The organism is Bacteroides sp. 14(A), assembly GCF_000526555.1.
Taxonomy (GTDB): Bacteria; Bacteroidota; Bacteroidia; order Bacteroidales; family Bacteroidaceae; genus Bacteroides; species Bacteroides cellulosilyticus.
This window is the reverse complement of the sequence record NZ_JAGH01000001.1, coordinates 1,523,909-1,549,578: the sequence shown is the minus strand read 5'-3', so window position 1 is coordinate 1,549,578 and position 25,670 is coordinate 1,523,909. Positions and strand designations below refer to the sequence as shown.

At 44.2% G+C, this 25,670-nt stretch carries 16 protein-coding genes; 4 read left to right on the top strand and 12 right to left on the bottom strand.

Going from position 1 to position 25,670, the window contains the following annotated elements; genetic code table 11:
- Position 1: 1 nt before the first annotated feature.
- The 11 genes from K429_RS0105785 to K429_RS0105735 all read right to left on the bottom strand — a co-directional run bounded on the left by K429_RS0105785 (position 2) and on the right by K429_RS0105735 (position 18,827).
- Positions 2–2,170: an alpha-galactosidase gene (locus K429_RS0105785; protein ID WP_025726311.1), complete on the bottom strand. Its 2,169-nt coding sequence runs from the start codon at positions 2,168–2,170 to the stop codon at positions 2–4.
- Positions 2,171–2,177: 7 nt separating this feature from the next.
- Positions 2,178–4,325 carry a TIM-barrel domain-containing protein gene (locus tag K429_RS0105780; RefSeq protein WP_007217484.1) on the bottom strand — a complete coding sequence of 716 codons (2,148 nt, stop codon included), beginning with the start codon at positions 4,323–4,325 and terminating at the stop codon, positions 2,178–2,180.
- Positions 4,326–4,355: 30 nt separating this feature from the next.
- Entirely contained in the window at positions 4,356–6,302 is a 1,947-nt protein-coding gene (locus tag K429_RS0105775) for a glycoside hydrolase family 97 protein (RefSeq protein WP_007217483.1), read from the bottom strand.
- A 28-nt stretch (positions 6,303–6,330) separates the two neighbouring features.
- Positions 6,331–8,229, bottom strand: a complete 1,899-nt coding sequence (locus K429_RS0105770) for a glycoside hydrolase family 97 protein (RefSeq protein WP_007217482.1) — start codon at positions 8,227–8,229, stop codon at positions 6,331–6,333.
- 5 nt (positions 8,230–8,234) lie between these two features.
- Positions 8,235–9,608 carry a glycoside hydrolase family 28 protein gene (locus K429_RS0105765; protein WP_007217481.1) on the bottom strand — a complete coding sequence of 458 codons (1,374 nt, stop codon included), beginning with the start codon at positions 9,606–9,608 and terminating at the stop codon, positions 8,235–8,237.
- A gap of 20 nt (positions 9,609–9,628) precedes the next feature.
- Positions 9,629–11,809, bottom strand: a complete 2,181-nt coding sequence (locus K429_RS0105760; RefSeq protein WP_025726309.1) for a DUF362 domain-containing protein — start codon at positions 11,807–11,809, stop codon at positions 9,629–9,631.
- A gap of 117 nt (positions 11,810–11,926) precedes the next feature.
- Positions 11,927–13,501, bottom strand: coding sequence for a DUF362 domain-containing protein (locus K429_RS0105755; protein ID WP_025726308.1), 1,575 nt, complete (start codon positions 13,499–13,501; stop codon positions 11,927–11,929).
- 2 nt (positions 13,502–13,503) lie between these two features.
- Positions 13,504–16,347, bottom strand: a complete 2,844-nt coding sequence (locus K429_RS0105750) for an endopygalactorunase (RefSeq protein WP_025726307.1) — start codon at positions 16,345–16,347, stop codon at positions 13,504–13,506.
- Positions 16,348–16,350: 3 nt separating this feature from the next.
- Complete coding sequence (locus K429_RS0105745) at positions 16,351–17,748, bottom strand: polysaccharide lyase 6 family protein (RefSeq protein WP_052340629.1); 1,398 nt, start codon at positions 17,746–17,748, stop codon at positions 16,351–16,353.
- Between the two features lie 210 nt (positions 17,749–17,958).
- Positions 17,959–18,564, bottom strand: a complete 606-nt coding sequence (locus K429_RS0105740) for an OmpH family outer membrane protein (RefSeq protein WP_007214685.1) — start codon at positions 18,562–18,564, stop codon at positions 17,959–17,961.
- Positions 18,565–18,593: 29 nt separating this feature from the next.
- Positions 18,594–18,827 carry a hypothetical protein gene (locus K429_RS0105735; RefSeq protein WP_007214686.1) on the bottom strand — a complete coding sequence of 78 codons (234 nt, stop codon included), beginning with the start codon at positions 18,825–18,827 and terminating at the stop codon, positions 18,594–18,596.
- A 227-nt stretch (positions 18,828–19,054) separates the two neighbouring features.
- Between K429_RS0105735 and K429_RS0105730 the strand changes: the two genes are divergently transcribed.
- The 3 genes from K429_RS0105730 to K429_RS0105715 all read left to right on the top strand — a co-directional run bounded on the left by K429_RS0105730 (position 19,055) and on the right by K429_RS0105715 (position 23,272).
- Positions 19,055–20,515, top strand: a complete 1,461-nt coding sequence (locus tag K429_RS0105730; RefSeq protein WP_007217474.1) for an aminoacyl-histidine dipeptidase — start codon at positions 19,055–19,057, stop codon at positions 20,513–20,515.
- A gap of 260 nt (positions 20,516–20,775) precedes the next feature.
- Positions 20,776–22,206: a choice-of-anchor Q domain-containing protein gene (locus tag K429_RS0105720; RefSeq protein WP_025726305.1), complete on the top strand. Its 1,431-nt coding sequence runs from the start codon at positions 20,776–20,778 to the stop codon at positions 22,204–22,206.
- On the top strand, positions 22,199–23,272 hold the full coding sequence (locus K429_RS0105715) for an endonuclease/exonuclease/phosphatase family protein (RefSeq protein WP_025726304.1): 1,074 nt from the start codon (positions 22,199–22,201) through the stop codon (positions 23,270–23,272). The genes K429_RS0105720 and K429_RS0105715 overlap by 8 nt, the downstream gene beginning before the upstream one ends.
- Here K429_RS0105715 and K429_RS0105710 read toward each other — a convergent pair.
- Positions 23,269–24,438, bottom strand: a complete 1,170-nt coding sequence (locus tag K429_RS0105710) for a mechanosensitive ion channel family protein (protein ID WP_007217471.1) — start codon at positions 24,436–24,438, stop codon at positions 23,269–23,271. The two genes, K429_RS0105715 and K429_RS0105710, sit on opposite strands and share 4 nt — an antisense overlap.
- A gap of 169 nt (positions 24,439–24,607) precedes the next feature.
- Here K429_RS0105710 and K429_RS0105705 point away from each other — a divergent pair, with 169 nt between their 5' ends.
- Positions 24,608–25,666 carry an efflux RND transporter periplasmic adaptor subunit gene (locus K429_RS0105705; RefSeq protein ID WP_025726303.1) on the top strand — a complete coding sequence of 353 codons (1,059 nt, stop codon included), beginning with the start codon at positions 24,608–24,610 and terminating at the stop codon, positions 25,664–25,666.
- Positions 25,667–25,670 lie beyond the last annotated feature (4 nt).

Genomic DNA, 25,670 nt, shown 5'->3' with positions numbered 1-25,670 from the left:
TTTAATTGTTAGCTATTAATATCAATACTGCACTTTCAAACTGGGTATTCAATGGATTCTCCAGACCTTTTTCCATCAGTTCTGCTCCCGTAAATACCTTACCATTGGCAGGGAAACGAGAAGTCACTCCCTTTGCCAGACTTACTTCCTCCACACGGTATTTTTTCTGGGCATCCAGGCCACCCAGCATTACCCGGGGTTCATTGCCATCTTTAGTCTGGTAGAAGTAAACGACTGCCTTTTGTTTATCTGTTGAAACATAACTCAAAGAAGCCAATGGGGACTCATAAGGAGAAACCAGGCGATAAAGCTCACCATGCATCACCAACGGACGGATACGCTCTTTGTACAATTTCACAGCATCGGCAATCTGCACACGCTCTTCAGCCGTAGCCTTATCCAATGCCAGGTCTATTCCGAATGCACCGCTCAATGCCACATCGATTGCCATCTTCAAATGACGCTTACCCATACGAGTGACATGAGCAGAGATCGTATTTGCAGGGAAGAAATGCGAGAAGCCCCATTGTATCTTGATACGCCCCAACGGGTCTGTGTTGTCACTGGGCCAGAAGGAATGGAAATAGGGCATTGCGCCATAGTCCACACGTCCCGATCCACCGGCACAAAGCATGGCCATCACATTGGGGAAGCCTTTGGCAAAGCGATCCATCAGACGGTAAAGCGCCCAATTATAGTCTATCCAGAGATGACTTTGATCGGCAGGCTGCAAATAAGAAGATCCGGGTTGGGTGATGTAACGGTTACAGTCCCACTTCACATAAGTGATATCCGGGTTAGGCCGCAAGGTTTTGTCGATAATATCCCATTCAAAAGCCTGTACTTCGGGGCGGGTGAGGTCCAGTATCTCCTGATGGCGACCCAATATCGGTTCACGTTTGGATTGAGTTATGATCCAATCGGGATGTTTCTGATAAAGTTCACTCTGAGGATTCACCATCTCGGGTTCCAGCCAGATACCGAAGCCAACTTTACGCTTCAATGCTTCTTTGGCAATATATGACAGACCTTTGGGTAACTTCTTGGTAGAAGGGTCCCAATCTCCCAGACCGTGCTTGTCATCATCACGGGAGTAAGGTCCGTTACCGAACCAGCCATCATCCAATAAGAAAAGTTCAGCTCCCACCTGGCGGGCACCATCAAAGAGTTGCTTCAAGCGGTCTTCATCAAAATCGCAGTGGGTAGCTTCCCAGTTGTTCAACAATACAGGGCGGTCTTTCTCTGCATCGCGGATGGCATTTGCCATAGCCCAACGATGGAAACGACGGCTGGCTTCTCCCTTACCCTGCTTACTATACGTGTAGAGAATGGCGGGTGTAGTAAATGTGCCGCCACGCTCCAGATTGTACTGTGAACCCAAAGGATTCATACCGGTCAGCAAACGCAGGTTCTTGTTCCAGTCTACATCGAAAGCAAACTGGAAACTGCCGCTCCAACGCAAAGAAGCAGCCAATACTTCACCTTCATTCTCTTTAGCCGGTCCGTTCAGGGAGAGGATAAAAGAAGGAATACGCATCTGATGTGCACGGATGCCTAATTTGGAATCCAGAATCTTGACTCCTTCCGAAAGGCGTTCTTCATTGAGGGTTGCTTCGCGTTTATAGTTACCGGAGAATTGAGTGAGCCAGTATTCTTTCGCCTTTACCACCGGGGCAGCAGAAGCAAAACGATGCAGAATGACTTTACCTTTCTCATTATGCGTAACGGTATTCCAGATTTCCATCATGCTATTGTCTGCATAGCATTTGATATAGATATCTACGGTGAAAGGATAGGCAGGGTCTTTCAGTGAAATAACGGTTTGTTCAATACCCGGTGCCAGCGCTTCCGTACGATGTCCGGCGTAGTGAAGCTCCGTAGATGTATTTCCATCTACGTGAGTTGCCTGGATAGCCGGTTCAGTCAGGACACCGTTTCCATAAGGAGGAAGAAATTCCCATTCACGCGAGGGCATCTTAGCAGGAGGCTCTACTTCACGGGCAGCATCTCCAAAGCCCAATTGGTAAAGGCGATCGTCCGTACCTACCAAAAAGGTCAGTTTCAGTTCGCCGGATGTAACGGTGAAGAGCTTCTTCACATTTGGATTGTCTGCTGCATGCCCCGTGAGGAGAAGGCAGAGAAATAAACAGGTCGTCAATATATTCTTCATAATCTTATCATTCTTCTGTCATAAACTTCCAGGTAACATTGGCAATGCTGTTCGGTTTCCCCTTTTCAGCTTTGGATATAGTACCTTTCAGCTTGCCTTTCTTATCGCGTGTCACAGTGATATCACGCCAGGAATAGGCGCCTTTCTCATAATCGAATGTTTCACCGTCATCATCATACAGCCGGTAAGCACCATCTGCTTTTCCATAATGACGGATTTCCAGATTCACCTTCTCTCCTGCTTTCGGGGCATGTAGGCGGGCCTCCATAAATGGCAGGATAGCTCCATCCTTTACATATACCGGAATACGGTCCAAGCCCGGTGTAACAGTAATCTTCTCGCCATTGCCCACATATTTACCTGTATAGAAATCGTACCAGTCTCCTCTAGGCAAAACCACCGTACGCTCTTTCTGGCCTTTGAACATGGGGGCCACCAACAGATATTCACCAGCCATATACTGATCCTTAATTTCTTTAGAAACTGCTTCCAAATAAGGATTATCTTCCAGATTGGCATCCGACAGTTTCGCTGTAGTTCCTTGTTCAGGGTTGAAACCCGGTTCCAGATTCATGGCGCGGAACGGAGGAATACCATCAAAATGATAGCGTGCAAATTCACTATACCAGTAAGGCATCATCTGCATACGCAGCATAGCATACTCTTTTATCTGATTCTCTACTTCGGGGAAAGTCCAGGGTTTCGTACCGCTTGCCCAGGCATTAATCATTGCCATCGGCGAGAATACTACAGATTGGAAACGACGCAACCAGTCTTCCGATGAACTGGAACTACGTACTTCCGGAGTCCACAATACACCACTAAAGCCTGAATTAATCAAAGCAGTAATAAAGTCCGGATGGCTGTAATAGTCATTATAAATCACATAGGGGAAAGAAGTTGCACCGGCATTCGATGCACGAACCAATCCAAAGGTACGTTGATTACGCTTCTTGTACAATTCCGCAGTAGTGCGTTGTACCCACAAACCATAAGTCTGGCGCATCTGCTCAGCGGCAATTCCACTGGGGAAAGTAGCCACATCCGGCCAGACATAACGGTCGTATCCGTCTACTTCGTCCACTTTATAACCGCTGACACCAATATTCACGTGTTCCTGTTCCAGCTTATCCATCCAGATTTTGCGGGCTTTCTCGCCTGCCAGGTCGGGCACGATACCACACCATACGGTGTGTGAACCGCTTACCGGATACATTTCCTTATATATCTTTGAATCGGGAGATACGTATGGGTTTGTCCATAAGTTGATGCGTACTCCTTTAGCCAACATATCTTTCACAAAGCCGGCGGGATCAGGATAGCGGGTAGCATCCCACTCAAAGGTACAAGGATACGCTTTGCTTTGCCAACCCGGTTCCAGTCCGATGAAGTCCAACGGGAAACCACGTTGTTCAAACTCATCCGCTTCGTTCTTCACGTCTTCAGCTGTATAGAGCTTCTTTGTACGTTGCGTAAAGCCCAGCCCCCAACGCGGAGGCAATGTACCTCCTCCACAGAGCAGGTTATAACGGCGGATAACATCCATAGGAGTAGGTCCGGCGAACAGATAAATTTCTGCACCCGGAGCAGGAACCAAGATCGAAACGGCATCCGAATAAGGCGCCGATGTCCAGGTCTTATCCATATTACGGTCTTTAGCCACCGGAGCATTCGGACTGTCCTTACGTGCGCCACTACCTGCATATACTGTCAGATAACGTGCCGAATTAATCAGTACTCCATAACCGGAACTGGAAATATAAAAGGGGACAGGAGCATGTGTGCGCCCGTTATCACGTCCACCATAATGGTCTACATGCAAGTTCAAGATCTTGCCACGCTGGTGCACCGTCTGAAAGTTCAGCCCAAAGCCGTACAACTGTTCCTTGCGTTGCAAAGGAATGCGGAGACTTGTTTTACCATCCTGTATGGAACCCACAATTTCATTCGCCAATTCAGGCAATGCCACCTCCGGTAAGCGGGCAAAACCTTCCTTTTGCGGCGTAACACCGGCCACACCCAATAATGAATATTCTTCAGGAGTGCCTACCACGCCTTTCCAGACGCCGGGCTCCACTTGCTGCCATGCAATCTGTGCTTTGGCAGGACATAGCATCAACAGGGTCATCGCCCCTGCAATCAAAATTTTCTTCATTCTTTCCATTTTGTTATAATAGTGTTATTATCATCGAATCATACCGGCAAAGCCACCGTTCGGAAGAACTTTCACTTTTACCGTCCCAATTATATTTTCCACAGGCATATAGTCAAAACTATCTTTATCTTTTCCATCTATAATCATAGTGAATGATTTACCTTCACATCCGGCGGGCAAAGTAAATTCTATTTCACGTCCCTCTTCCTTACCGCTGATACCACCGATATACCATACATCACCGGAACGACGTGCCACAACAGCATAATCAGCCGGATAGCCAGCCAACAGGACGCTCTCGTCCCAGGCAGCGGGTACTTCTTTCAGGAATTGTTTGGGTTGTTCCGGCAAAGAAAGATAAGACTCCGCCTTATCAGCAAAACATTGAAAACCGGATTCAAAGACTACTGCCAGTGCCAACTGATGCCCCATAGTTGTCTTACGTATAGCAGGTATTCCCTGACGTACTTTATCAGAAAAAGTCACCGGAGTATAGTCCATAGAACCGACTACATTGCGTGTGAAAGGTACAGTAGCATTGTGTTTTGCCGCCTGGTCGCAACGTTCCTGACGTCCCAAAGTTTCTGCACCCCGAATAGCTTCCGTAGTCAGCATATTCGGATACGTACGCTCAAAGCCACGGGGTAAAGTGGCACCATGAAGATCTACCAGCAAATGATTGTCTGCCGCATCTTTCAGTAAAGCCGGATAAAGTTGGATAATACGTTGTTTGTCTGTATCAAAGAAATCGACCTTGATTCCTTTCACTCCTACTTCACTGATGCGTTTCATTTCTGCACAACGTAATTCCGGATCACTCATCAGACGATGTGTCGATACAGAATCTTTTTCACGTCCTGCACCGGAATGGTACCATAACCAGACACCCACTCCCTTTTGCTGTGCGTATTTCACGACATCTTCCATAGTGCCACCGTTGCCCATGTTTTGCCAGCCGGCATCAATCAACATGTATTCCCAACCCATTTCAGCACTAAGATCCACATACTTCAGCTGTGCTTTATAATCACGGGGAGTACCGCCATTAGACCACCAACTCCAAGATGCGCGTCCTGCCTTTATCCAGGATTCATCATTCACTACAGACGCAGGATTCAGGTGTGAAATCATTTGTGTCTGGAATATAGTATTCAGATCATCTCCTATGATAATAGCACGCCAGGGAGTGAACCACGGCAATTCCGATACCGGTTCTACCGCATCCGGTACAATTGGTTCATCCGCCTCCGGAAAACGGATTTTATAAGCTTTATCGGTTCCGGCATTATCAATATGAGTAGCAGGATATGAGCCATCCAGATGGGCTTCCGTTATCATCATCCAGACTCCGTTGGTGTTGAATAGCATAGGGAATGCCCAACCACGTCCATGTCCACATTCCGAACGGATATCTATTTCGCTCCGGCAATATTGTTCATAGCTCGGTTTGTGACGATCGTTCCAGTCATACGGATGTATCCACGCTTTTCCATTTACGGGTACGGCAAACTCTGTATGTTCGGCCTGGATAGTGTGCATTTGTCCATCTTCTCCGGGTAGTTCATAGCGGAAAGCCACCCCGTCATTATATACCCTTACGATCAAATTAAACTGCCTATTCTCTTTAGTACGGAAAGTAAAAGTCTGTTCACGACACTCATCCGTAGTATTCATCTTCTTACCGGATTTTAGCTGATAAGCATTAGAGATATCTTTCACAGCAGAAGCGGAAACAAATTGTGCGTCTTTTCCATACTCACAATTATCCATAACCAGCCCTAAAAGAGATTTCTCCATCGCCACTCCATCTTTATAAAAGACAGAGTAACTAAGCATTGTACTTCCATTTTCTTGTTTATTCTCCAAAGCAAACCGGACGTTGCTGTCTTTTGATACTAATTCCCAGGCATTAGGAGCCGTACAAGAAGTCATTAATACTGCAAACAGCAATAATGCTGTATTCAATAGTTTTTTCATGGTATTCATCTTTTTGTATAATCACTAATTATTCTTTAGGGGTAAACATCACAATATATCCGCCGCCTACACGCATACGCCCTGTAAGAGCATCCGTATTCCGGCAGAACACACGTTCTATCTTAATAGAAGCCGCATCAGCAGGGCGATCATTCAACACCATCCCTTCATACCAGCCATCACCCAAAAACGACAAAGGGAATTGTAAGGAATGCTCATTTTGTCCATTCAGAACTGCCAGAAACCAAGTCTTGCCACTTCTACGTGCAAACGCAGCAACTTCACCTATTCGACTAGACGGTAACACTACTGTTTCATCCCAAGTTGCGGGTATCTGCTTCAGTAATTTTACCGCCGGATTATCCAGCATTGTTTTCGGGTGCGAACCGAAGAATATGACAGAAGAATTAAATACAAGGGCAGTAGCAATCTGATGTACCCACGAGGTTTCCAAGCGGCGCTCTCCAAAAACAACAGGCGTATAATCTCCTGCTCCTGCTATCAAACGCGTAAAAGGTAACGTAGTGTTATGTGTACTCCATTCATACTGGTTTTTACCATATTCTAAACCACGAATACCTTCGCGACTCATTTCATTCGGCCATGTACGTACCTCTCCTGCCGGTTTATTGCTTCCATGAATATTAAGCATCAATTTATACTCTGCAGCTTCCTTCAAACAAGCCTGATATAAGTCAATGAACTCTTTGGATTCGTGTGAGAAAGCATCCAACTTCAGACCAACAACCCCCAAACGATGGCAACGTTCAAACAATTCTTTCCGCTTCTGAGGATCACGCATATCCCGACCATGACGCCATAGCCAAATCTTCACTCCAAACTGAGAAGAATAATCCACCAAATCTTTTAGCTGCTCATCCGTCCAACGATACCAGAAAGCGTCTACCGTATTATATTCAAATCCCAATTCGCCTGCAGCTTTAGAAAATTCCTTCATACCTTCCACAGTTCGTGCTCCACCATCCAACCAGCACCACACGGAACGTCCCGGTTTTATCCAGTCTGTCTGTATTCCTTTAGGAAATAACCGTTTATCAGGCACAGGGGCTAAATTGGTAATCAAATCCGAATTTACCAGCTCATTCAAATCACCGGCTATTATAATGGTACGCCAAGGAGTGGTAATCGTACCGGCAAGAGTAGCCGGTTGTGACAATCGCTGTGCCTCCGCCAAACTATAATCATGAGCAAAAGGATATCCGGCTGGTTGTGCATGCCCTAATTTTGTTTCAAAACCATTCTTGCCATTTGCCTGCAAAGACATCCCTGCATAATTCATTAAAGCAGATTCCGTAATGCAAAGATATCCGGTCTTTCCAGGTAATTGCACCGTTACGGGAGGAGCCGCCCATTCTCCCTGCATTATCTCAGAGATTTCTTTCTTCTGGTGAATACCTTCATAATGACAGTACATATCATGATACCACACAATACTTCCCTTTGGCAATGTAAATATAGTGTGCTCATCGGGAACTCTCATCTCCCCTTGCTTCCCGGGAAGTATTATCCGAAAAGCAACACCATCATTATAAACTCTCGCCTCTATAGTAAAATTTATCTTTAAAATCGTATTCTGCAATTTGAAAGTCCATCCATTACTCTTGTCTACAGCAAGAGAATGGCTTCCCCGAATAGGATATGTATTATCTGTCTTATAACTATCCGAAGATAATATATCCACAGAATTACAGAGTTCTGAACCATCGATAGTAAAACGTATGGGTGCCTCATCCAATACATTTACTCCGTTTTTTTCTACCTCATAATAAAGCGACTTTTCCTTCAGTTTCAATGATAAAGAAACAGAACCATTCGGACTGGTAACAGGAAACAGTGTCTGTGTCTGAGCATTGACAGAAACCAATGCACAAATTCCAACTAATATTGCACTAATAGTTCTTCGCATATTCATCATTTATATATTTGTATATCCCCATCTTCACAAATAATCTCCGGACGGGCATCGGGGTTCTTCAACTCAAACGTAACATTCTTCAGTATCAACCCTTTCACGTGGCGTGCCCATACTCCGTATGCCGGAATCTTAGGACCGAAAGTCTTTACCTCCGGGTATTTATCTATAGCTTCAGGTACCTGAGACAAGGCATCCTCAGGAGTTCCTGTACCCAATAAACGAATATGAATATTTTCCAAAGTCAGGTTTGTAATATAATGTCCCGGAATACCCGTAATCAGAATACCGGAAGGAGGCGTCAGTTGAGCCTTATCGGCAGCCACCGCTTTTACATTACGGATTATCACATTTTCAAAGACACCGATAGGCTGCTGGGTGTCTTCCTGTTTACGGAATACACTCAGACGGGCACCCAAACGAAATAGCATCGGCGTACGTACTTCGTCCATTGTGATATCAGAGATTTCCACATTACGTAAATGGGCTCCATCTACGGAGAATAACTTAATACCTCCATTCTTAGTGTCGTAAATATGACAATTGCTGATCTTGATGTTCTCAAATCCTGCCATAGATTCTGTTCCCATCTTGATACCTGCCTGATTACTTTTCAACTTCATGTCCGTAACAATGATGTCATCACATCCCATTTTACTGGCAGTAGTCTTGAAGCATAGAGCATCGTCACCACTGACAATATCACAATTACTAATGCGTACATGTTGGCAACCATCAATATTAATTCCATCGTTGTGAGCTACTCCAAAGCTACGTATCGTCACATTATGGATATTCACATTCCGACATTGGAAATAATGGGAAGTCCAGGCACCTGCATATTTTAAAGTAACTCCTTCCACGCGTACACCTTCGCAACGCACCCAGCGAAGCAAGAAAGGACGCAATCCCCAACGCTGTCCTTCCGGACGGGTATCTACTTTTATATGCCGTTCTTTCAAAGCCGAACCTTGCCCATCGATAGCACCTTCGCCCTCCAATGCCACATTTTTAGCATCCACCGCTACCAGCAATGCCCAACCGACATCGATACCCAAGCCTTCCGTAAAAGGATCAAGGTTATCATAAGCTTTATAATCGGTAGTACCTAGAATAAGGGCATCTTTCTCCAAATGCAAAGTCACATTATCTTTTAGCACGATAGTAGCCGACAAATAGGTTCCGGCAGGCACTAGCACCGTTCCACCACCTGCTTTATGACAAGCATCAATTGCTTTCTGGATGGCAGGTGAGTCCATCTTTTTGCCATTTCCCCGCGCACCGTACTTCTTTACATTAAATGTTTCAGCCTGCAACGTAAATGGCAGAACAAGCAACAGTAACAACAGTAATAAATTCTTTTTCGTTTTCATGATTAGTATTGGTAAGTTAACTATTTAATTTCCTTTGCTATATTCACTGCATATATCCTATTACTTCGCCGCCCGGGGTGTTCTAAACGCAACTCATTGGTACCTTTTGCCAACGCTACAGGGAACACAAACTCTCTGCGTTTCTCACCAAATGTAGCTAAATAACCGATATTCTCACTGATTTTCTCTCCATTAATATATAAGTAAGAAGGAACCGGATTGCCACCAGCATAAGATACTACCAAATAATATTCACCTTTATGTGGAATATTTACTTTCCAACTCACACTTCCTTCAGAACTGCCTTTTTCACCTTTGAATTCTACCGAACCATCCTCATTTAGGGATGCAGATCCCTGTCTTTCCATATCTTTAGCTTGACATATCTCTATATTTTCCAAGCGACGTACCACTACACGTTGTGAAGATGTTACTTTTCCATTTGCCAAAGTCTCCAAATCAAACTCAGTCGTCTTAGAAATTGACAAAGGAATAATACCTTCTGCATCTTCCAAACGTTTACCATTTAATCGCACTTCCTCTGCATGAGAGGTTTTATAATGCAAAGCATTCTCATCTGCGTAGAAGTATTCTATTGCCGGACGTTTTTCATTCAACGGAACTCTGTATAATTCGATTCCTTTACCTGTACCCAAATTACGGCTGTACATCCGATGCGTCGGATTATTCCAATGCTCATGTACGCCCAGGCTACCTTGCTCTTTTCCGATATAAGCTATCCCCGAAGGAGGATTCCCTATATTTGCCGCCTCATGAAGAAAATTGTCGGCATTGGCACATAAAGGGAGTTCCGAATAAATGAAATCAAGTACCACTGATTCGATAGCAACCTGATCATTGGAAGCCAGAAAACTGGAAGTCCAGCCATTATTGAACGGAGGAAGCCGGAAACGTACCGCTTTCCCGTTATGCTTGGGATTTACGTACATAGCATCCACCAGATACACCAAGGTATTTCCACCTATACGCTCGTGAGCCATCAGATCAACAATGCTATTATAAGTGCCCATACCACGGAAAGAAGACCAATCACGAATGGAAAGATGCAAGGGCGATACATTGCCTATTGAACCGAACTGATTCTTACCGGTAGCAGTTATAGCTGTCTGTCCGGCACTGTCCCGCCATTTATCGGTCGGCTCAGAGTGCCTTTTCATCAATGCCATGTTAATCATATAGTCGGCTTCGTAAGCCGCACGTGCCAAACTTCTGGCACCTGCATCGGTAATCTCACTGGAATAACGAATTACATCGGGAACAAATCCTCCCCAATTCTGATAATTGACATTTGGATAAATCGGTTGTACATAATCGTAAACAGCCGAAATGCCCCGACGCTGTGCATCATATACCGTAATACAGCTCTGAGGAACCTTCATAATATCCACCAATTGATGCAACAAAGAATATACTGACTGTGGAGTAGCATCAATGATATTAGTTCCACCATTGTCATTCAGATTGATTTTGATAGCAATCTTCTCACCTTTCTTATACTTTACCGCTCCCTTACCTTTCTTATAATTAAAGGTTCTGAACAATTCATCCCATGCCTTATCAATCGTATTCTGGCGGGTCAGTGCAATGATTACTCCCTCCACCATATCATCGACACGTGTCTGACTATTATTATCCGGATCCGAATAAAGTCCTTTTTTTCCGTCCCAGGCAGCCGCTTTCGGATCATGTGCCCATGCCACCCGCCCCGGATGAATTCCTTTGGCTACTCCCATCGGAGTGTTGGGGGCATCAATAGGCACAAAACGTCCCATATCAGTACCATTATCTATCTGCTTACGAATGACCTGCCCCATTAGAGAATTATCCACTGACATTATATATAATGTACCCGATAATAATATACCGACCGCCAATACGGACACCCCCATATAGAACCGACGGGAATGCCACAAAAGTTTGAAACGTTTCCATGTACCAAATCCAACCAATGTGCTACTGATAAAAGCTACAAAAGAAAAAGCGATAGGAGCAGCGATTTGCTGACAGGGATATTCTATTCTGGAAGGTTTGGGTACAACACGTATCAGAAACCAAATCAAAGCTGCTAACCCGAACAGAGGAAAGCAAATCTTCAAAACAACATTTTTCTTGTTGATTCCAACAATCCGTCCACTCTTCGGACAAGTCTTAAAGAACCATTTTTTTATTTTTGTATTCATTTCATTAGATATAAAGGATCATCTTTCATGGTTACAAAAATAGGCAGATAAAAAAGAGACGATTATCAGTATTCCATCAAATACTTGAAAAATCGTCTCAACCAAGCAGACAGTATCTTATTTATGTAAATAGACTAACTCTATTCCAATGTCTTTCCCCATATTACGGCTATATTTCTTTTCTTCCGGATTATTCCAATGCTCCAAAACTCCGAGGCTGCCAACTCCTGTATCATCTCTTTCCGGATCATAGAAAGTGGCGGACAACGGACGGTCTGCTAGAGCCGCTTCCACCAGGTACATATCACAATAATCCACATCGGCCATACGCGGAAACTCTGCACTCAGGAAATCAATACCCACCGCATCAATGGCTACCGGATCCTGAGAAGCCAGCAGTGAGCAAGGCCAGTCTCCATTAAACGGTGACATCTTCCATTTACCGGAAGGCGCCCCGTTCACCTTTTCCGAACCATATAGACCATCTATCAGAAAAAGCATTGTCTTTTGTCCCAGATCTTTATGTGCGATATAATCGGTGAAAGTCATATAGCGTGGCTTTCCACCACGATCCTGATTAAAATTATTATGCTGATTTTTACGGAAGTCCTTATTGATGTCCGTTACTCCATACCAGTTTTTCGCACAGAGTGTTACTCCCTGTCCACCATGTCCTTTCAACAATGCCATATTTATCAAATAATCAGCTTCAAGTGCACAGTTTGCCAATCCTCTTGCCAAACGACCATTATCAGCTGAATATGGAATGGCATCTGCCGTATAAGTCGATTGGGTACGCCCGTTTCCTCCTTCATTATCCAGATATACAACACCGGGAAATTCGGCATAACATTTATCATAAAGAGCTTTCGTAATAAAACGGCTGGCATCGAATACCGTGATTTGCTCCTGAGGCACACCACCGTCATTTACCAAAGTACGAAGCAAGGCAAGCGTCAGATGCGGAGAAGCATTCAACTGTTCACAATCTTCATGGGAGAAAGTATTATTCTGATTAATCTTGATAGCAATCCTTTCTCCTTTCTTATATCCACGCTTTCCTCTACCATGCTGCTGATTGAAATAAAGAAAAAGAGATTTCCAAGCCACCTTTTCTTTCTTTTCTCCGGTCAAAGACAAGAGAGACTGGTTTAGAAGCCAGTCGGCATCTGCCTGATTATTCCAGCGATCTTCAAACCAAAAACCGTCTCCTTTCTCCCATGTAGCGGCACCCGGTGCATGAGTCCATACCACCCGTCCCGGATAAATACCTTTCGCCTCTCCTACCGGATTATTCTTTCCCCATGCCATACGAGGTTCTCTCACCGGAAGAACAGTTTGAGCTAACAGTTCAGTACTGTTTTCTACCAACATCAAAGTTCCGAAAAAACAAAGACCTGCAAATGCAAAGACTCCTATTGCCATTTTCCGGTTATGAAATGCTTCACGCAACTTACGCAGACTCACCCAAACTCCCGTGAACGAGAGTAAATACATGACAAATGCAGACATCAGCGGCGCCGCTGTCTGCATACATGGATAGTTGGCACGGGAAGGCTTCGGAATAACCCGTACCAGAAACCAGATAGTAGAAAAAAGACCGAGTCCCCAGAAGAGGAAGATTCGCATCCCCCTGGAGGAAAATTCCTCTTTCTCGATCTTTTCTTTAAAATATAAATAGATACGCTTCATCTTTATTTCTGTATATCAATATCTTTACTGCGAAGTACTTTTATGTTTTCTTTATCCGTAATGCCTTCCTTCACTTTCAGATTTTTAATCTCGCCACCGATCACATCGTCCAGTACTACTGCATAACGCCCATCTTTCTGCTCAGCACTAATACTACAATTATCTAACAGAAAGTCTTTCACATGACGCGCCCAGAAACCAAAAGAGGGTTGTATTTTCAAATCACCTACATTATAACGTCCTACCCCGATTTCAGGCGGATACGCTTCTGCATCTTCCACCGGATGACCACCTTTCACAAGTAAATTCACATCATGGAACTGTACATTATTAATATACCCCGTATGCTGACCATTCGGCAAACGGAATGTCAGTCCTCCTTCTACAACTTCCGTATCCGGCAGTTTGAAACCTGCGATGATGGGAGTTGCCGTACTTTGAGAACCATCGTATGCCTTCCAGCGCTCTCCCCGGAAAGAACTTCCACCATAAACCTCATCAATGTCTACTCCACAAATCACAATATTCTCCACCTGCCCGATATCAGAGTTAGTTACCAACAATTCCTTACGTACATTTCCATTTTCCGTGAAAGTAAAAGGAGCGACATTGGCACCCAGCACACGGCCTCTATTGGATATAGATATGAAGAACGGAGCACGCGTACGATGCATCACCGAGCGGGAATGTATCGCTCCTGTCTTTCCACTATTCAAATAAACATTTTTTATATGTCCACCATCATTGGTAGATATGGAGAAACCTGCTTTATTAGCACCTAGTACATAAATATTATCCACATATAAATCCTGAATATCATCCGCTGTTTCCGAACCTATCTGGAACAGGTTACAATTGGTATCTCCAACTATATTGCGTACCATATAGTTACGTGCCGGACGGGTAAAACCTAATGAACAATCCGAACCTGGTTTCACAATGTCATCCGAACTGACACGCGAGTAAATGTTCGTCACCGTTACGTCATTGCACGCCATAAAGTCGTAGATATCACGAGCATTCCGGGTATTATGTTTGGCAAAGTAAGTATCGTGCACATGGATGCCATCGGTACCTGTAGCCAGCAAAACAAAATGACCTCCCTGATCTATATGCAGCATATTGCTGACGTCATAATTCTTCTGCCCATCCGCATCTATATAGTAAGGTTCATCCTTTTGCGGATCATACCACATATCTTTATCTATGTTCCAGCCTCCAATCTCAATATTGGTACAAAGTTTCAAAGAAAACATTTTGTCACAGCGCTTCTCGGGAGCATTATTCATTACTTTATCAGAAGTAACCAGATTACCATTGCCCGTGATACGGCCCGTACCCACAATTTTCACATTATCAATGCGTTCTCCAAAGAACATTGCATTACGGAAAAATGTATGTCCAACATCCTGCTTTGTCAGATAGTTCTCCGGATCAGCATAAGGGCGAGGATCGGTAGGAGAAAGTCCCGAACGGTAAGCCCGGTCACTAAACCAAGTTGTTTCCGGCGCATCACCACCCGGAAGCCCCTGAATGGTAGCATCTGCATCCAGATGTAGCCAAACATTACTTAATAGATGAACCGTCCGTACATTATAGGTACCTGCCGTAAATCGCAGAATACCCCCACCCAACTTACTCATCTCTTTAATAGCTTGGTTTATGGTTTCCGTATCGTCTGCTATTCCATCTCCTTTTACTCCTGCCGTCTTAATATCCTGCAAACCGGAATAGAACCAAGCTATATTTGATTCTCCTTGATTATCACCTCCTTTTACAAGCAGTTTAAAAGCATACAGTTGATTAGGATTCAGCCGACCGGCAGCAGCGAAATCATCGTCCGGCAATATCGCTGTTCTTACAGGTTTCCAGGTTCTTCCCTTATCCTCAGACAATAACAAAGTCACAGACTCCGCATTACGAGGAGCTGTCCAGTAGAAAGAAGTGAAAGATAAATCCCAATTCTTTTTATATGTAAATGCCTGCAAGGGAGTACGGGTAAAATCGGAGACAGTCGTCACTCCTTCAAAAGTTGCAGTAGCAACCGGACTATGCAGAACTTCCGGTTGAGAGGTTATATAATCAGCCTCAAATGTATAATTACCTTTTTCCGGTATTACTACTCCGCGAAAACAAAGACGGATATCAGAGCCGTTAGAGGGACGGAAATCCAAATCTTTAAAGATTAACAGGGTACCTTTCTTCCCATCTTTACGAATTTCCACATCTCCAACCTTTTTATAAGAATAGTTAGTTCCGGTTCTTCCGATAGATTGTTTGTGCAAATCACGAAGAATCACTTCTCCACGACCTATTACATTTACCGTTGTATTGTCCAATGTTACATCAATCCCTTCCGGCACACGGATAGTGACAGTAGTCATCGGGCTACGTTGTCCGGCATAAAAATCAAGTGTCAGACTTCCCGCAGTCTTTATCGTGAATGCAGTACGGTCCAACTTTATCACAGGCGGCAATGCCCCTTTACATACCCCTACCAGCAAACGTCTTTTAGAAGTTGATTGCAGATAATCTCCATGAGCCGGAAAACCTTCTGTTTTCTCCTGTCCGGCAGAAGTAAAAAGACGATAAATGCCCGAACCGGAATGAGCCAATTGCTCTTTCAGAGCTTCAACTGACGGCAAGGTAGAACTTAAGCCCTCATTCTCAGGAGTATCTACAGTATAGCGATAAGTAGAGCCTTCGAATAATAATAAAGAGTCACGAGTCAGCTGCCAGGGATACAATTCCCCTGCCTGAATGCTTGCTCCTGCCACTCCCAGCAACAGAGACAAAAGAAAAGTTTTTGATAATATAGACCTCATATCCAATAGTGTATTTCTCATAAATCAGCGATTCGTATCGATATGGTTAACATTTTCTTTCAACGCCTTATGCCATGTCGGACCGACAGTAAAGATACAGGCATCTATCCGTTCTTTTTCCTCTTGGTTCAAACCGTCAGGCATATCAACCGGCTTAAAACCTTCTCTCACCTGTTCATAAGAGACACTCGAAAGTGATTTTTTATCAGAAAATACCCACTCATTATCCAGAAACAAGAAACCGGGAAGTACTTCATCCGCCCTTACTATTTTCAAATCAGGAGTTTGTCCTGCAAAGAGATTATGGGCAAAACGAACATTGCGGGGCATCTTTTCTCCACGGCCTGATCCCAACTCCAATGAACTATTCAGAAAGGTATTATAAGCGATATCCACATTCTCCACCCGATGGTATGAAGTTAACGGCTCTAGTTTCACATCCGTTTCTGCCGTAGGACGTTCATAGACTCCTACACGTACCAACAATCCGAATGACCTTACATCTTTAATATAATTATCGTAAACCGTATGTCCCTGGTTAATAATACGAATACCGGCGGTTCCACGCAGATTATGTCCTATAAATGTATTCGACTCTATCACATTATAATGCCCATGACGACAAACCAATCCACCGGCGGATTCATAAAACAAGTTCCTGCGCAATACATTATGACAAGATTTCACAGAAATAATCTCATTTTCTCCGCTACATCTGAAAAAGACATTATCCTCGACAATCGTACGTGATTCCAATTGAGAAGACCAGGAATGCCCGATACGAATAATTTCTGCTCCATTGCCACCGTAAGGCTGACGTTCACCAAAGAAATTATGATCTATCAAATGATTATTCAAGTGGTTATCAGCACTCAGCCACACCTGCAACACCAGTCCGCCTACTCTTTTATTAGCAAAGTAACAATGGTCTATCCGGTTATTGGTTCCCCGTAATCCAACCCAATATTCATCTCCTTCATTCGGTCGTTCACCTTTCTGAGGATCGTTGCACTCATCAATCACACAACGAGTCATCCGGCAATAAGAAGCATACACACCTTTTTCTCCTTGAAAATCAATCATATCATGCCCTATGGCCCATGCCTTATAAAAAAGCAAGTCTTCCAGTTGCAAATACTCTCCATATATCTTCAGCCTTAACTTACCGGAAATAACAGCCTTTCCGGGATTCTCAGCCCGCCAGACGATCGGTTTACCGGAAACACCCCTACCGGTAAAATGTATTTCTTCCAGATTATGATACGTTCCGTCTTTCAGTACGACGGCATCCCCCGGCTGCAAGTTTCCACTACCCAGCAACTGCTTCATTGCCTGCACATCTCCCGGTGAGAATGTATACTCCTTGGCACTGGCAAAGAGCGACACCGTTAAAAGCAAAAGAACACAAAGTTTTTTCATCATGTTTTTCCAATTAGAGTTTAAAAATCACAGAGCAAATATAGATGATTAAAACATGAACGGAAATAGGTAACTTCCCTCTGGAAGTAGTTTGAGAAGATACTTCAAAAGAATGGTACGTTTTTATAAACTTGAAGTGTAGATATAAAAAAATCGTCCCCTTACATTGTGATTACAACGTAAGGGGACGACCTTATTCTAAATCGAAATTATTTATTTCTTAGCCGGAGAAGAATATCTTGCATTCAATCCGTCTACGATTTCTTTTGTAATATTATAGATGCTGTCAGCATACAACAGGTTATCAAAACCGGTATTACTGATAATCATGCTGTATCCCTTTGTCTTATTATACTCTTTCAGGAAAGCATTGATAGAATCACGCAATTGCAAGCTGTTCTTTTCGTTTTCGCTCATCAGCTCTGATTGCAATTTATTACCCAAAGCCTGCAAGTCTTGTTCCAGTTTAGCAATACGGTTGTATTCCTGCTGTGCTCTTTCCTGAGAAAGATATGCATTGTTCTGTACTTTAGTCTGGAAATCCTGTTTCTGTTTTTCTAATTCCCGAGCTTTCTGGTTTATTGTCAAACGAACATTTTCACTCTTCTTTACCATACCTTCATTCAGGTCGATGCAGAAATTATATTGTGCCAGAAGCGTGTCTATTTCAACATAAGCAATCTTCATTCCAGTAAGTTCACCTGAAGCTTGTCCTGACGTAGTTGCCGTTTGATTATCAGCTTTACCTGTACACTGAGAAAATAAAACGATAAGTGCAAGGGCAGCCAAACCGTTTACGAGGTAGTTCAATCTCTTCATAACTTGTAAAAAATATAGTTTTAAAATTATTAATTCATACTATCATTTAAGGCTTTTTCCAATTCGTCAATGGAGAAACGGGGTTTCTTCTGTGCTTCCCGGTCCTGCGACTGGGCACACCCAATACCTCTCTCCCGCATTGCTTTATTACCGCTGACGTGCCCGTTCGGGAACTTTCCGCCTTTCACAAAAAAGACTTTTACACCTAATAATGCAATGCAAATAGCAACTATTAACAAACTTATCAATACTGTATCGAGCATTTCTACTATTTTTGTAATACGAAAATAGACTGCATTTCAGCAAAATGAAAATAAAATTTTCTTTTGCATTCAATTTGCTCTATTTTTGTGGGTGCAAATATAGGGCTTTGTATGGACTAACCCACTTTTTTTACCATAAAAAAAGAGAAACGGTAATAAAATAGCCAATTGATTTAACCATATTTAGCAATAAGAGGTTAAATACGAACATTCATAAAGGAATTAATATGGAAAAGAATGAACTGAAACCGGCAGGCGTTTTTCATTATTTCGATGAAATCTGCCAAGTGCCGCGTCCTTCGAAGAAGGAAGAGAAAATGATTGCTTATCTGAAAGCATTCGGTGAAAAACATAAGTTGGAAACACTGGTTGACGAAGCCGGCAACGTCCTCATCAAAAAGCCCGCTACACCGGGTATGGAGAACCGTAAGACCGTAGTGCTGCAATCTCACATCGACATGGTGTGCGAAAAGAACAACGATGTGCAGCACGACTTCCTCACCGACCCGATAGAAACCGTAATTGAAGGGGAATGGCTGAAAGCCAAAGGTACAACGCTGGGAGCCGACAACGGTATCGGTGTAGCTACAGAACTAGCTATCCTTGCAGACGACAGCATTCAGCACGGACCTCTGGAATGTCTGTTTACGGTGGACGAAGAAACCGGACTGACAGGCGCCTTCGCCCTAAAAGAAGGTTTCATGAACGGTGATATTCTGTTGAACCTCGACTCGGAAGATGAAGGAGAACTCTTTATCGGCTGCGCAGGAGGTATAGACTCCGTTGCAGAGTTTACATATAAAGAAGTAGACGTACCTGCCGGATACTTCTGCTGCAAGGTGCAAGTGAAAGGATTGAAAGGCGGACACTCCGGTGGAGATATCCATTTGGGGCTCGGCAATGCCAATAAGATATTGAACCGTTTCCTGAGTCAGACTTTCCAGAAGTATGATATGTACTTGTGTGAAATAGACGGTGGTAATCTGCGCAACGCCATTGCACGCGAAGCACACGCAGTTATCGCTATACCGGAAGACTACAAGCATGACTTGCGTGCCGATCTGAATATTTTTGCGGCTGAAGTACAAGCTGAGTATGCCGTAGTCGATCCGGGGCTGCAACTCATCTTAGAATCGGAAAATACCCGTGCGAAAGCCATCGACAAAGATACTACGAAGCGTCTGCTGCAAAGCCTCTACGCTTGTCCTCACGGGGTGTATGCTATGAGCCAGGACATTCCCGGACTGGTAGAAACGTCTACAAACCTTGCATCCGTCAAGATGAAGCCGGGCAACATTATCCGCATCGAAACCAGCCAACGCAGTTCTACCGCCTCATCCAAGCAAGATATAGCCAATATGGTACGTACCGTATTCGATATGGGCGGTGCCAAAGTTACCTTCGGTGACGGCTATCCGGGTTGGAAACCTAATCCACACTCTGAAATACTGGAAATCGCTGTCGAGTCATACAAACGCTTATTCGGTGTAGATGCCAAGGTGAAAGCTATCCATGCCGGACTGGAATGCGGTCTGTTCCTCGATAAGTACCCGGCACTGGATATGATTTCCTTTGGTCCTACTTTGCAGGGTGTGCACTCTCCCGATGAGCGGATGCTGATTCCTACGGTAGATAAGTTCTGGAAACACCTGCTGGATATCCTAGCTAATGTTCCCGTAAAGAAATAACTCACATCCCTTATTCCTCTTATACGAATGGTTAAAGGGGAGTATGTAAAAGATGGCATCTTTTGATGTAAAAGATGCCATCTTTCGTAACATAAGATGCCACCTTTCGCTGCAAAAGATGGCATCTTTTGCATAATAGCCTATAGAGATGTAATTCCTTTCAATATACCATCGTCTCATCAAGGTAGTAAGATAAAAGCGAAAGATATAATAAAGCGACAGAAATACCGTTATTTAGTAAAACCTACAGAACGTACGGTATGAAATCGAAAGCACTATACCTTATATATATATTCCCGATACTTTTCCTGTTGTCCCTTGCCGCCTGCGACGACATGGATGATTATTCGTCCGATCCAAAGCATACACTTTGGTTCTCACAGGACACGCTGCGTATGGACACCGTACTCACCGGTATTCCCACTTCCACCCGCCAACTGAAAGTTTACAATCCACATAAGAAGGCATTGCTGATATCTTCCATTATTCTTGCCGATGCCGGCAAATCCGGTTTCCGTATCAATGTGGATGGCATTAGGGGAGATCAATTCTCCGATATAGAAATTGCAGGAGAAGATAGCCTCTACATTTTTGTAGAAGCGACTCTGCCTCAGCAGGACAATGCCGACATTAGGTTGATAAAAGACTCTATTCTCTTTCAACTGAATGGCATCCGGCAAGAAGTTAAGCTACGGGCGTATGCACAAGATGCTTTTACTTTCCGGGGGAAAGTGATCGAGAAAGATACATTGATAGCCTCCCAACGGCCGATATTGATTTATGACAGTATCAGTGTGGCTCCGGATGCGCACTTAACGCTGGCAGCAGGTACCCGCCTATATTTCCATGGCAAGGCTGGAATGCAGGTACACGGACGCTTATCAGTGGCAGGCAGCCTATCCGCCCCGGTCGTTTTCCGGGGAGATCGCACCGACCGTATGTTCCCTTATCTTCCTTACGACCGGTTACCGGGACAATGGGGCGGCATACGATTCTACAAGACCAGTTACGAGAATCATCTTGTTTATGCAGACATTCATGGAGGAAGTTTCGGTATCCGCTGTGACTCTTCGATGACAGACCGCAGGAAACTGACATTGGAGTCTTCTATCATACGGCAGGTATCAGGCAATGGACTGGAGCTAACATCTTGCCAGGCGGTGGTAGGAAATAGCGAAATCAGTAATGCGGGAGAGAATTGCGTCAGTTTGTTAGGGGGAGATTATACATTCACTCACTGTACGCTGGCTAATTATTTCAGTTGGAACGTACGGAAAGGAACGGCATTGCAAGTCCGGAATGAACAGGATGACATAGCCTATCCGCTTTCATCAGCTATCTTCCGCAACTGTATCATTGCAGGTTCGGGTACGGATGAAATCAACGGAGGACGCTCCAAGAATGAGAATATAGCTTTCAATTATTACTTCTCCCACTGCCTCATCAACTCAGTGAAAGAAGAAAATGACAAGATAGTCAATGTGATTTGGGAGAAAGACGATAACTTCTTGCTGATGGATAGCCGTACGCAGGAATACAGTTTTAGCCTCAATGAAAAGTCTAAAGCTATCAATTTAGGAAAGCAAGAAGATGCTATCGCTTATCCGACAGACAGAAACGGGAACTCCCGACTACAAGATACAGCACCGGATGCGGGATGCTATGAAAAATCGGCTTCAAAAGATGAATAATAATTGCTATACCTTAAAATGGCATCTCCTCTTCTTGCTGTTCTTCCCTTTTTTTACCCTCTACGGACAAACGAAGAAAGATACTCTCTCTTTTCGCGTTGTCAGCTATAATGTTGAAAACTTATTCGATTGCCGCCACGATACGCTAAAGAATGATTACGAGTTTCTACCCGATGCGATGCGCCACTGGAATTATACGAAATATAAGAAGAAACTGGATGCCATAGCCCGCACGATCACAGCCGTAGGTGGTTGGACTCCGCCTGCACTCGTAGCCCTTTGCGAAGTAGAAAACGACAGCATACTGCGCGACTTGACCCGGCGTTCAGTTCTTAAGGAAGCCGGATACCGCTATGTAATGACCAACTCACCCGACCAGCGCGGAATTGATGTGGCACTGCTTTATCAAAGAGATCAATTCAAGTTGATTTCCCATCAGGGTATTCCCATACCTCACAGATCCGGCAAAAAAAAATTCCGCCCTACACGGGATATACTGCACGTCTGCGGAATGTTGCTGAACAGCGATACCCTGGACATCTTTGTTGTACATCTTCCATCCCGTTCAGGAGGTGCAAAGGAGAGTGAGCCCTATCGTCTATTTGCTGCCGGACAACTGAAAGCCGCAGTAGACAGTATCTATTACTATCGGCATCATCCGCAAATTCTTATCATGGGAGACTTCAATGATTATCCCGATAATGCATCCGTCAACAAAATACTCTCAGCAGAAGTACCACCTCAGAACGGTGACAGTCTGCAACCGCAAAAGCTCTATCACTTACTTGCCCGCAAAAGCGCAATTCGAAAGCACTTCGGCAGTTACAAATATCAGGGTGAATGGGGATTACTGGATCATATCATCGTGTCCGGCACTCTTCTTCAACCGGATGCGAATTTCTGCACCGCCGAGGATAAGGCTGATGTATTTCATTCTTCGTTCCTATTGACGGAAGATAAAAAGTATGGCGGTGTACAGCCATTCCGCACTTACTACGGAATGAAGTATCAAGGTGGTTACAGCGATCACCTCCCAGTATGGGCGGATTTCCGGCTCATTTATTAATCCGAATACTGATACAATTTCAAATCAAACTTCTGTACCATCACCAGCAAATGATCGAATATATCGGACTGAATACGTTCGTATTCCTTCCATACCTTGTTTCGGGAAAAGAAGTAAACCTGAATGGGAACTCCATAAGTGGTCATTTCCTTCTGGCTGATAATCAAGTCCAAATCCTGGTTCACGACAGGAAGGCTGCAAAGATAACGTTCGATGTAAATACGGTAGAGTTGTGCATTGGTAGGTACCTCGCCTTCTGCCGGCTGATAGTCTGCCATCAAAGGAACTTCCTTACGGATGGTATCCAACATTTCGGGAGTGCAAAACTTCAGGGTCGTCATGTCCAGATAGATATTCTTATCCACACGCCGGCCACCACTCTCCTGCATACCGCGCCAGTTCTGGAAAGAGCCGTTCACCAAGGTATAAGGCGGAATGGTAGAAATCGTATTATCCCAGTTCTGTATCTTTACGGTGTTGAGGGTTATCTCTTTCACAATACCGTTGGCGGAACCATTGGGTAAGGCAATCCAGTCGCCGATACGCAACATCTCGTTGGCAGAAAGTTGTACTCCAGCCACAAAGCCCAGAATGCTATCCTTGAATACTAACATTAATACTGCCGCCGAAGCACCCAGCCCGGCAAAGAGGGTTGCGGGAGATTTATCTATAAGAATAGAAATGGCAATGATAGCTGCCACAAAGAATAACAATACCTGCAATACCTGAACAAAGCCTTTCATCGGATGATTCTTACTGTTGTCCTTCTGATTATGAAAATCCAGAAAAACGAGCAGTAGCCCATTCAGCGCAAAGGCTAAAGCAGCCACTATATACACGGCACAAACTTTCTGCGACAACTCCAACAGTTCTACTCCGTGTACAAAGGTATGAGGCAACAGGAAGTAAATCAGAATTCCCGGTAAGGTATGTATCAGATGAGGAACCACTTTCCGCTTCATCAGCAAAGTATTCCAGCGATGGGGTGAACGATTGGTATAATGCTTCATTCCCCCTACCAATATTGCCTGAAACAAATAATCCAGCCCTACAGCTACGGCAATGATTAATATGGCGATGATAGTTTCATCAAATGTATTCGCAAATTTAGGGTCTACTCCCCACCCTATAAGGGTTTTATTCATCCACCCTCCTAATGTCGTCATATATTTCTCCGATTTTAATTGCTTATGGGAATAATAACAAATAAAGGGGAGCTGTTGTTTAATAAAACTTTTTCCGGCTTCATCTTCTACTTTTCCGGTTTCAGTAAAAAAGTCCCGGTATATCTGTCTGGAACAGATTACTTTCGTTCCCGGATTAAACAAAAAAAGTATGAACCGAAATGTAAAACTTATCAGTATTCTTAGCCTCGGACTAATGCTGGGGGCCTGTGGTGGTAATTCGTCTTCACAAGAAGAAGCTATCATTGTAAAAACTGCCACAGCCAATACTTACAGCAACGAAACAGTCAAAGAATTCCCCATTATCACCCAACCGTTCCGCACCACAGAACTGTCCTTCCGCGTCAGTGGCCCCATCGACCGGCTGGATGTCTATGCCGGAAACTATTACCGCCGCGGAGATATTATTGCAGAAATCGATCCACGAGACTACCGCATCCGGCGTGAACGTGCTGAAGCCGTCTATCGCCAGGCAAAGGCAGAGTATGAGCGTATCAGTGCGCTTTATCAGAAAAACAACCTTTCTGCCAGTACTTATGAGAAAGCACGTGCGGAATATACTTCTGCCAAAGCTGCTTTCGACACTGCCGTCAATGAACTGGAAGATACCCGCCTTGTAGCCCCCTTCAACGGATATGTAGGTGAAGTCTACGTAGAGAAATTCCAGGATGTCAAGGCCAGCCAGCCCGTATTGACATTTATCGATATAAACCAACTGAAAATTGAAGCTTATGTAACGCAAGATATAGCCTATCGTGTTCAACCAAGGCAGAACGTGCTATTGACGCTGGATGTGCAGCCCGACACGGAGCTGGAAGCACAGATTGCAGAAGTATCCAAAGGAACCACACAAAACAATCTCTCTTATCTGGTAACGGCATTGTTGCCCAATAAAGAAGCCCGGTTACTGGCAGGTATGTCCGGAAAGATACGTTTCGAAGAAAGTGCTTCGGAATTATCAGATAGTACCGCCACCGGCGAACATTTGGTTTGTATTCCGCAAACAGCCTTGTGCAATCGCCCCACAGTGGGAAGTTATGTATGGACGGTACATCCTGAAAGCGGGATAGTCAGCCAACGTAAAGTTAGTGTCAGCAAACTGCTGCCGCACGGCAATGCAGGCATCACTGCCGGACTGCAACCCGGTGAAATAGTGGCTACAAGCAGTCTGCGTTTCTTATCAGACGGAATGAAAGTAAAAATCCAATGAAACA

Bases quoted from the DNA above. Each gene is read 5' to 3' on its own strand.
- K429_RS0105785 (WP_025726311.1), bottom strand. From the start codon at position 2,170: ATGAAGAATATATTGACGACCTGTTTATTTCTCTGCCTTCTCCTCACG.
- K429_RS0105780 (WP_007217484.1), bottom strand. From the start codon at position 4,325: ATGAAGAAAATTTTGATTGCAGGGGCGATGACCCTGTTGATGCTATGT.
- K429_RS0105775 (WP_007217483.1), bottom strand. From the start codon at position 6,302: ATGAAAAAACTATTGAATACAGCATTATTGCTGTTTGCAGTATTAATG.
- K429_RS0105770 (WP_007217482.1), bottom strand. From the start codon at position 8,229: ATGCGAAGAACTATTAGTGCAATATTAGTTGGAATTTGTGCATTGGTT.
- K429_RS0105765 (WP_007217481.1), bottom strand. From the start codon at position 9,608: ATGAAAACGAAAAAGAATTTATTACTGTTGTTACTGTTGCTTGTTCTG.
- K429_RS0105760 (WP_025726309.1), bottom strand. From the start codon at position 11,809: ATGAATACAAAAATAAAAAAATGGTTCTTTAAGACTTGTCCGAAGAGT.
- K429_RS0105755 (WP_025726308.1), bottom strand. From the start codon at position 13,501: ATGAAGCGTATCTATTTATATTTTAAAGAAAAGATCGAGAAAGAGGAA.
- K429_RS0105750 (WP_025726307.1), bottom strand. From the start codon at position 16,347: ATGAGAAATACACTATTGGATATGAGGTCTATATTATCAAAAACTTTT.
- K429_RS0105745 (WP_052340629.1), bottom strand. From the start codon at position 17,748: ATGATGAAAAAACTTTGTGTTCTTTTGCTTTTAACGGTGTCGCTCTTT.
- K429_RS0105740 (WP_007214685.1), bottom strand. From the start codon at position 18,564: ATGAAGAGATTGAACTACCTCGTAAACGGTTTGGCTGCCCTTGCACTT.
- K429_RS0105735 (WP_007214686.1), bottom strand. From the start codon at position 18,827: ATGCTCGATACAGTATTGATAAGTTTGTTAATAGTTGCTATTTGCATT.
- K429_RS0105730 (WP_007217474.1), top strand. From the start codon at position 19,055: ATGGAAAAGAATGAACTGAAACCGGCAGGCGTTTTTCATTATTTCGAT.
- K429_RS0105720 (WP_025726305.1), top strand. From the start codon at position 20,776: ATGAAATCGAAAGCACTATACCTTATATATATATTCCCGATACTTTTC.
- K429_RS0105715 (WP_025726304.1), top strand. From the start codon at position 22,199: ATGAATAATAATTGCTATACCTTAAAATGGCATCTCCTCTTCTTGCTG.
- K429_RS0105710 (WP_007217471.1), bottom strand. From the start codon at position 24,438: ATGACGACATTAGGAGGGTGGATGAATAAAACCCTTATAGGGTGGGGA.
- K429_RS0105705 (WP_025726303.1), top strand. From the start codon at position 24,608: ATGAACCGAAATGTAAAACTTATCAGTATTCTTAGCCTCGGACTAATG.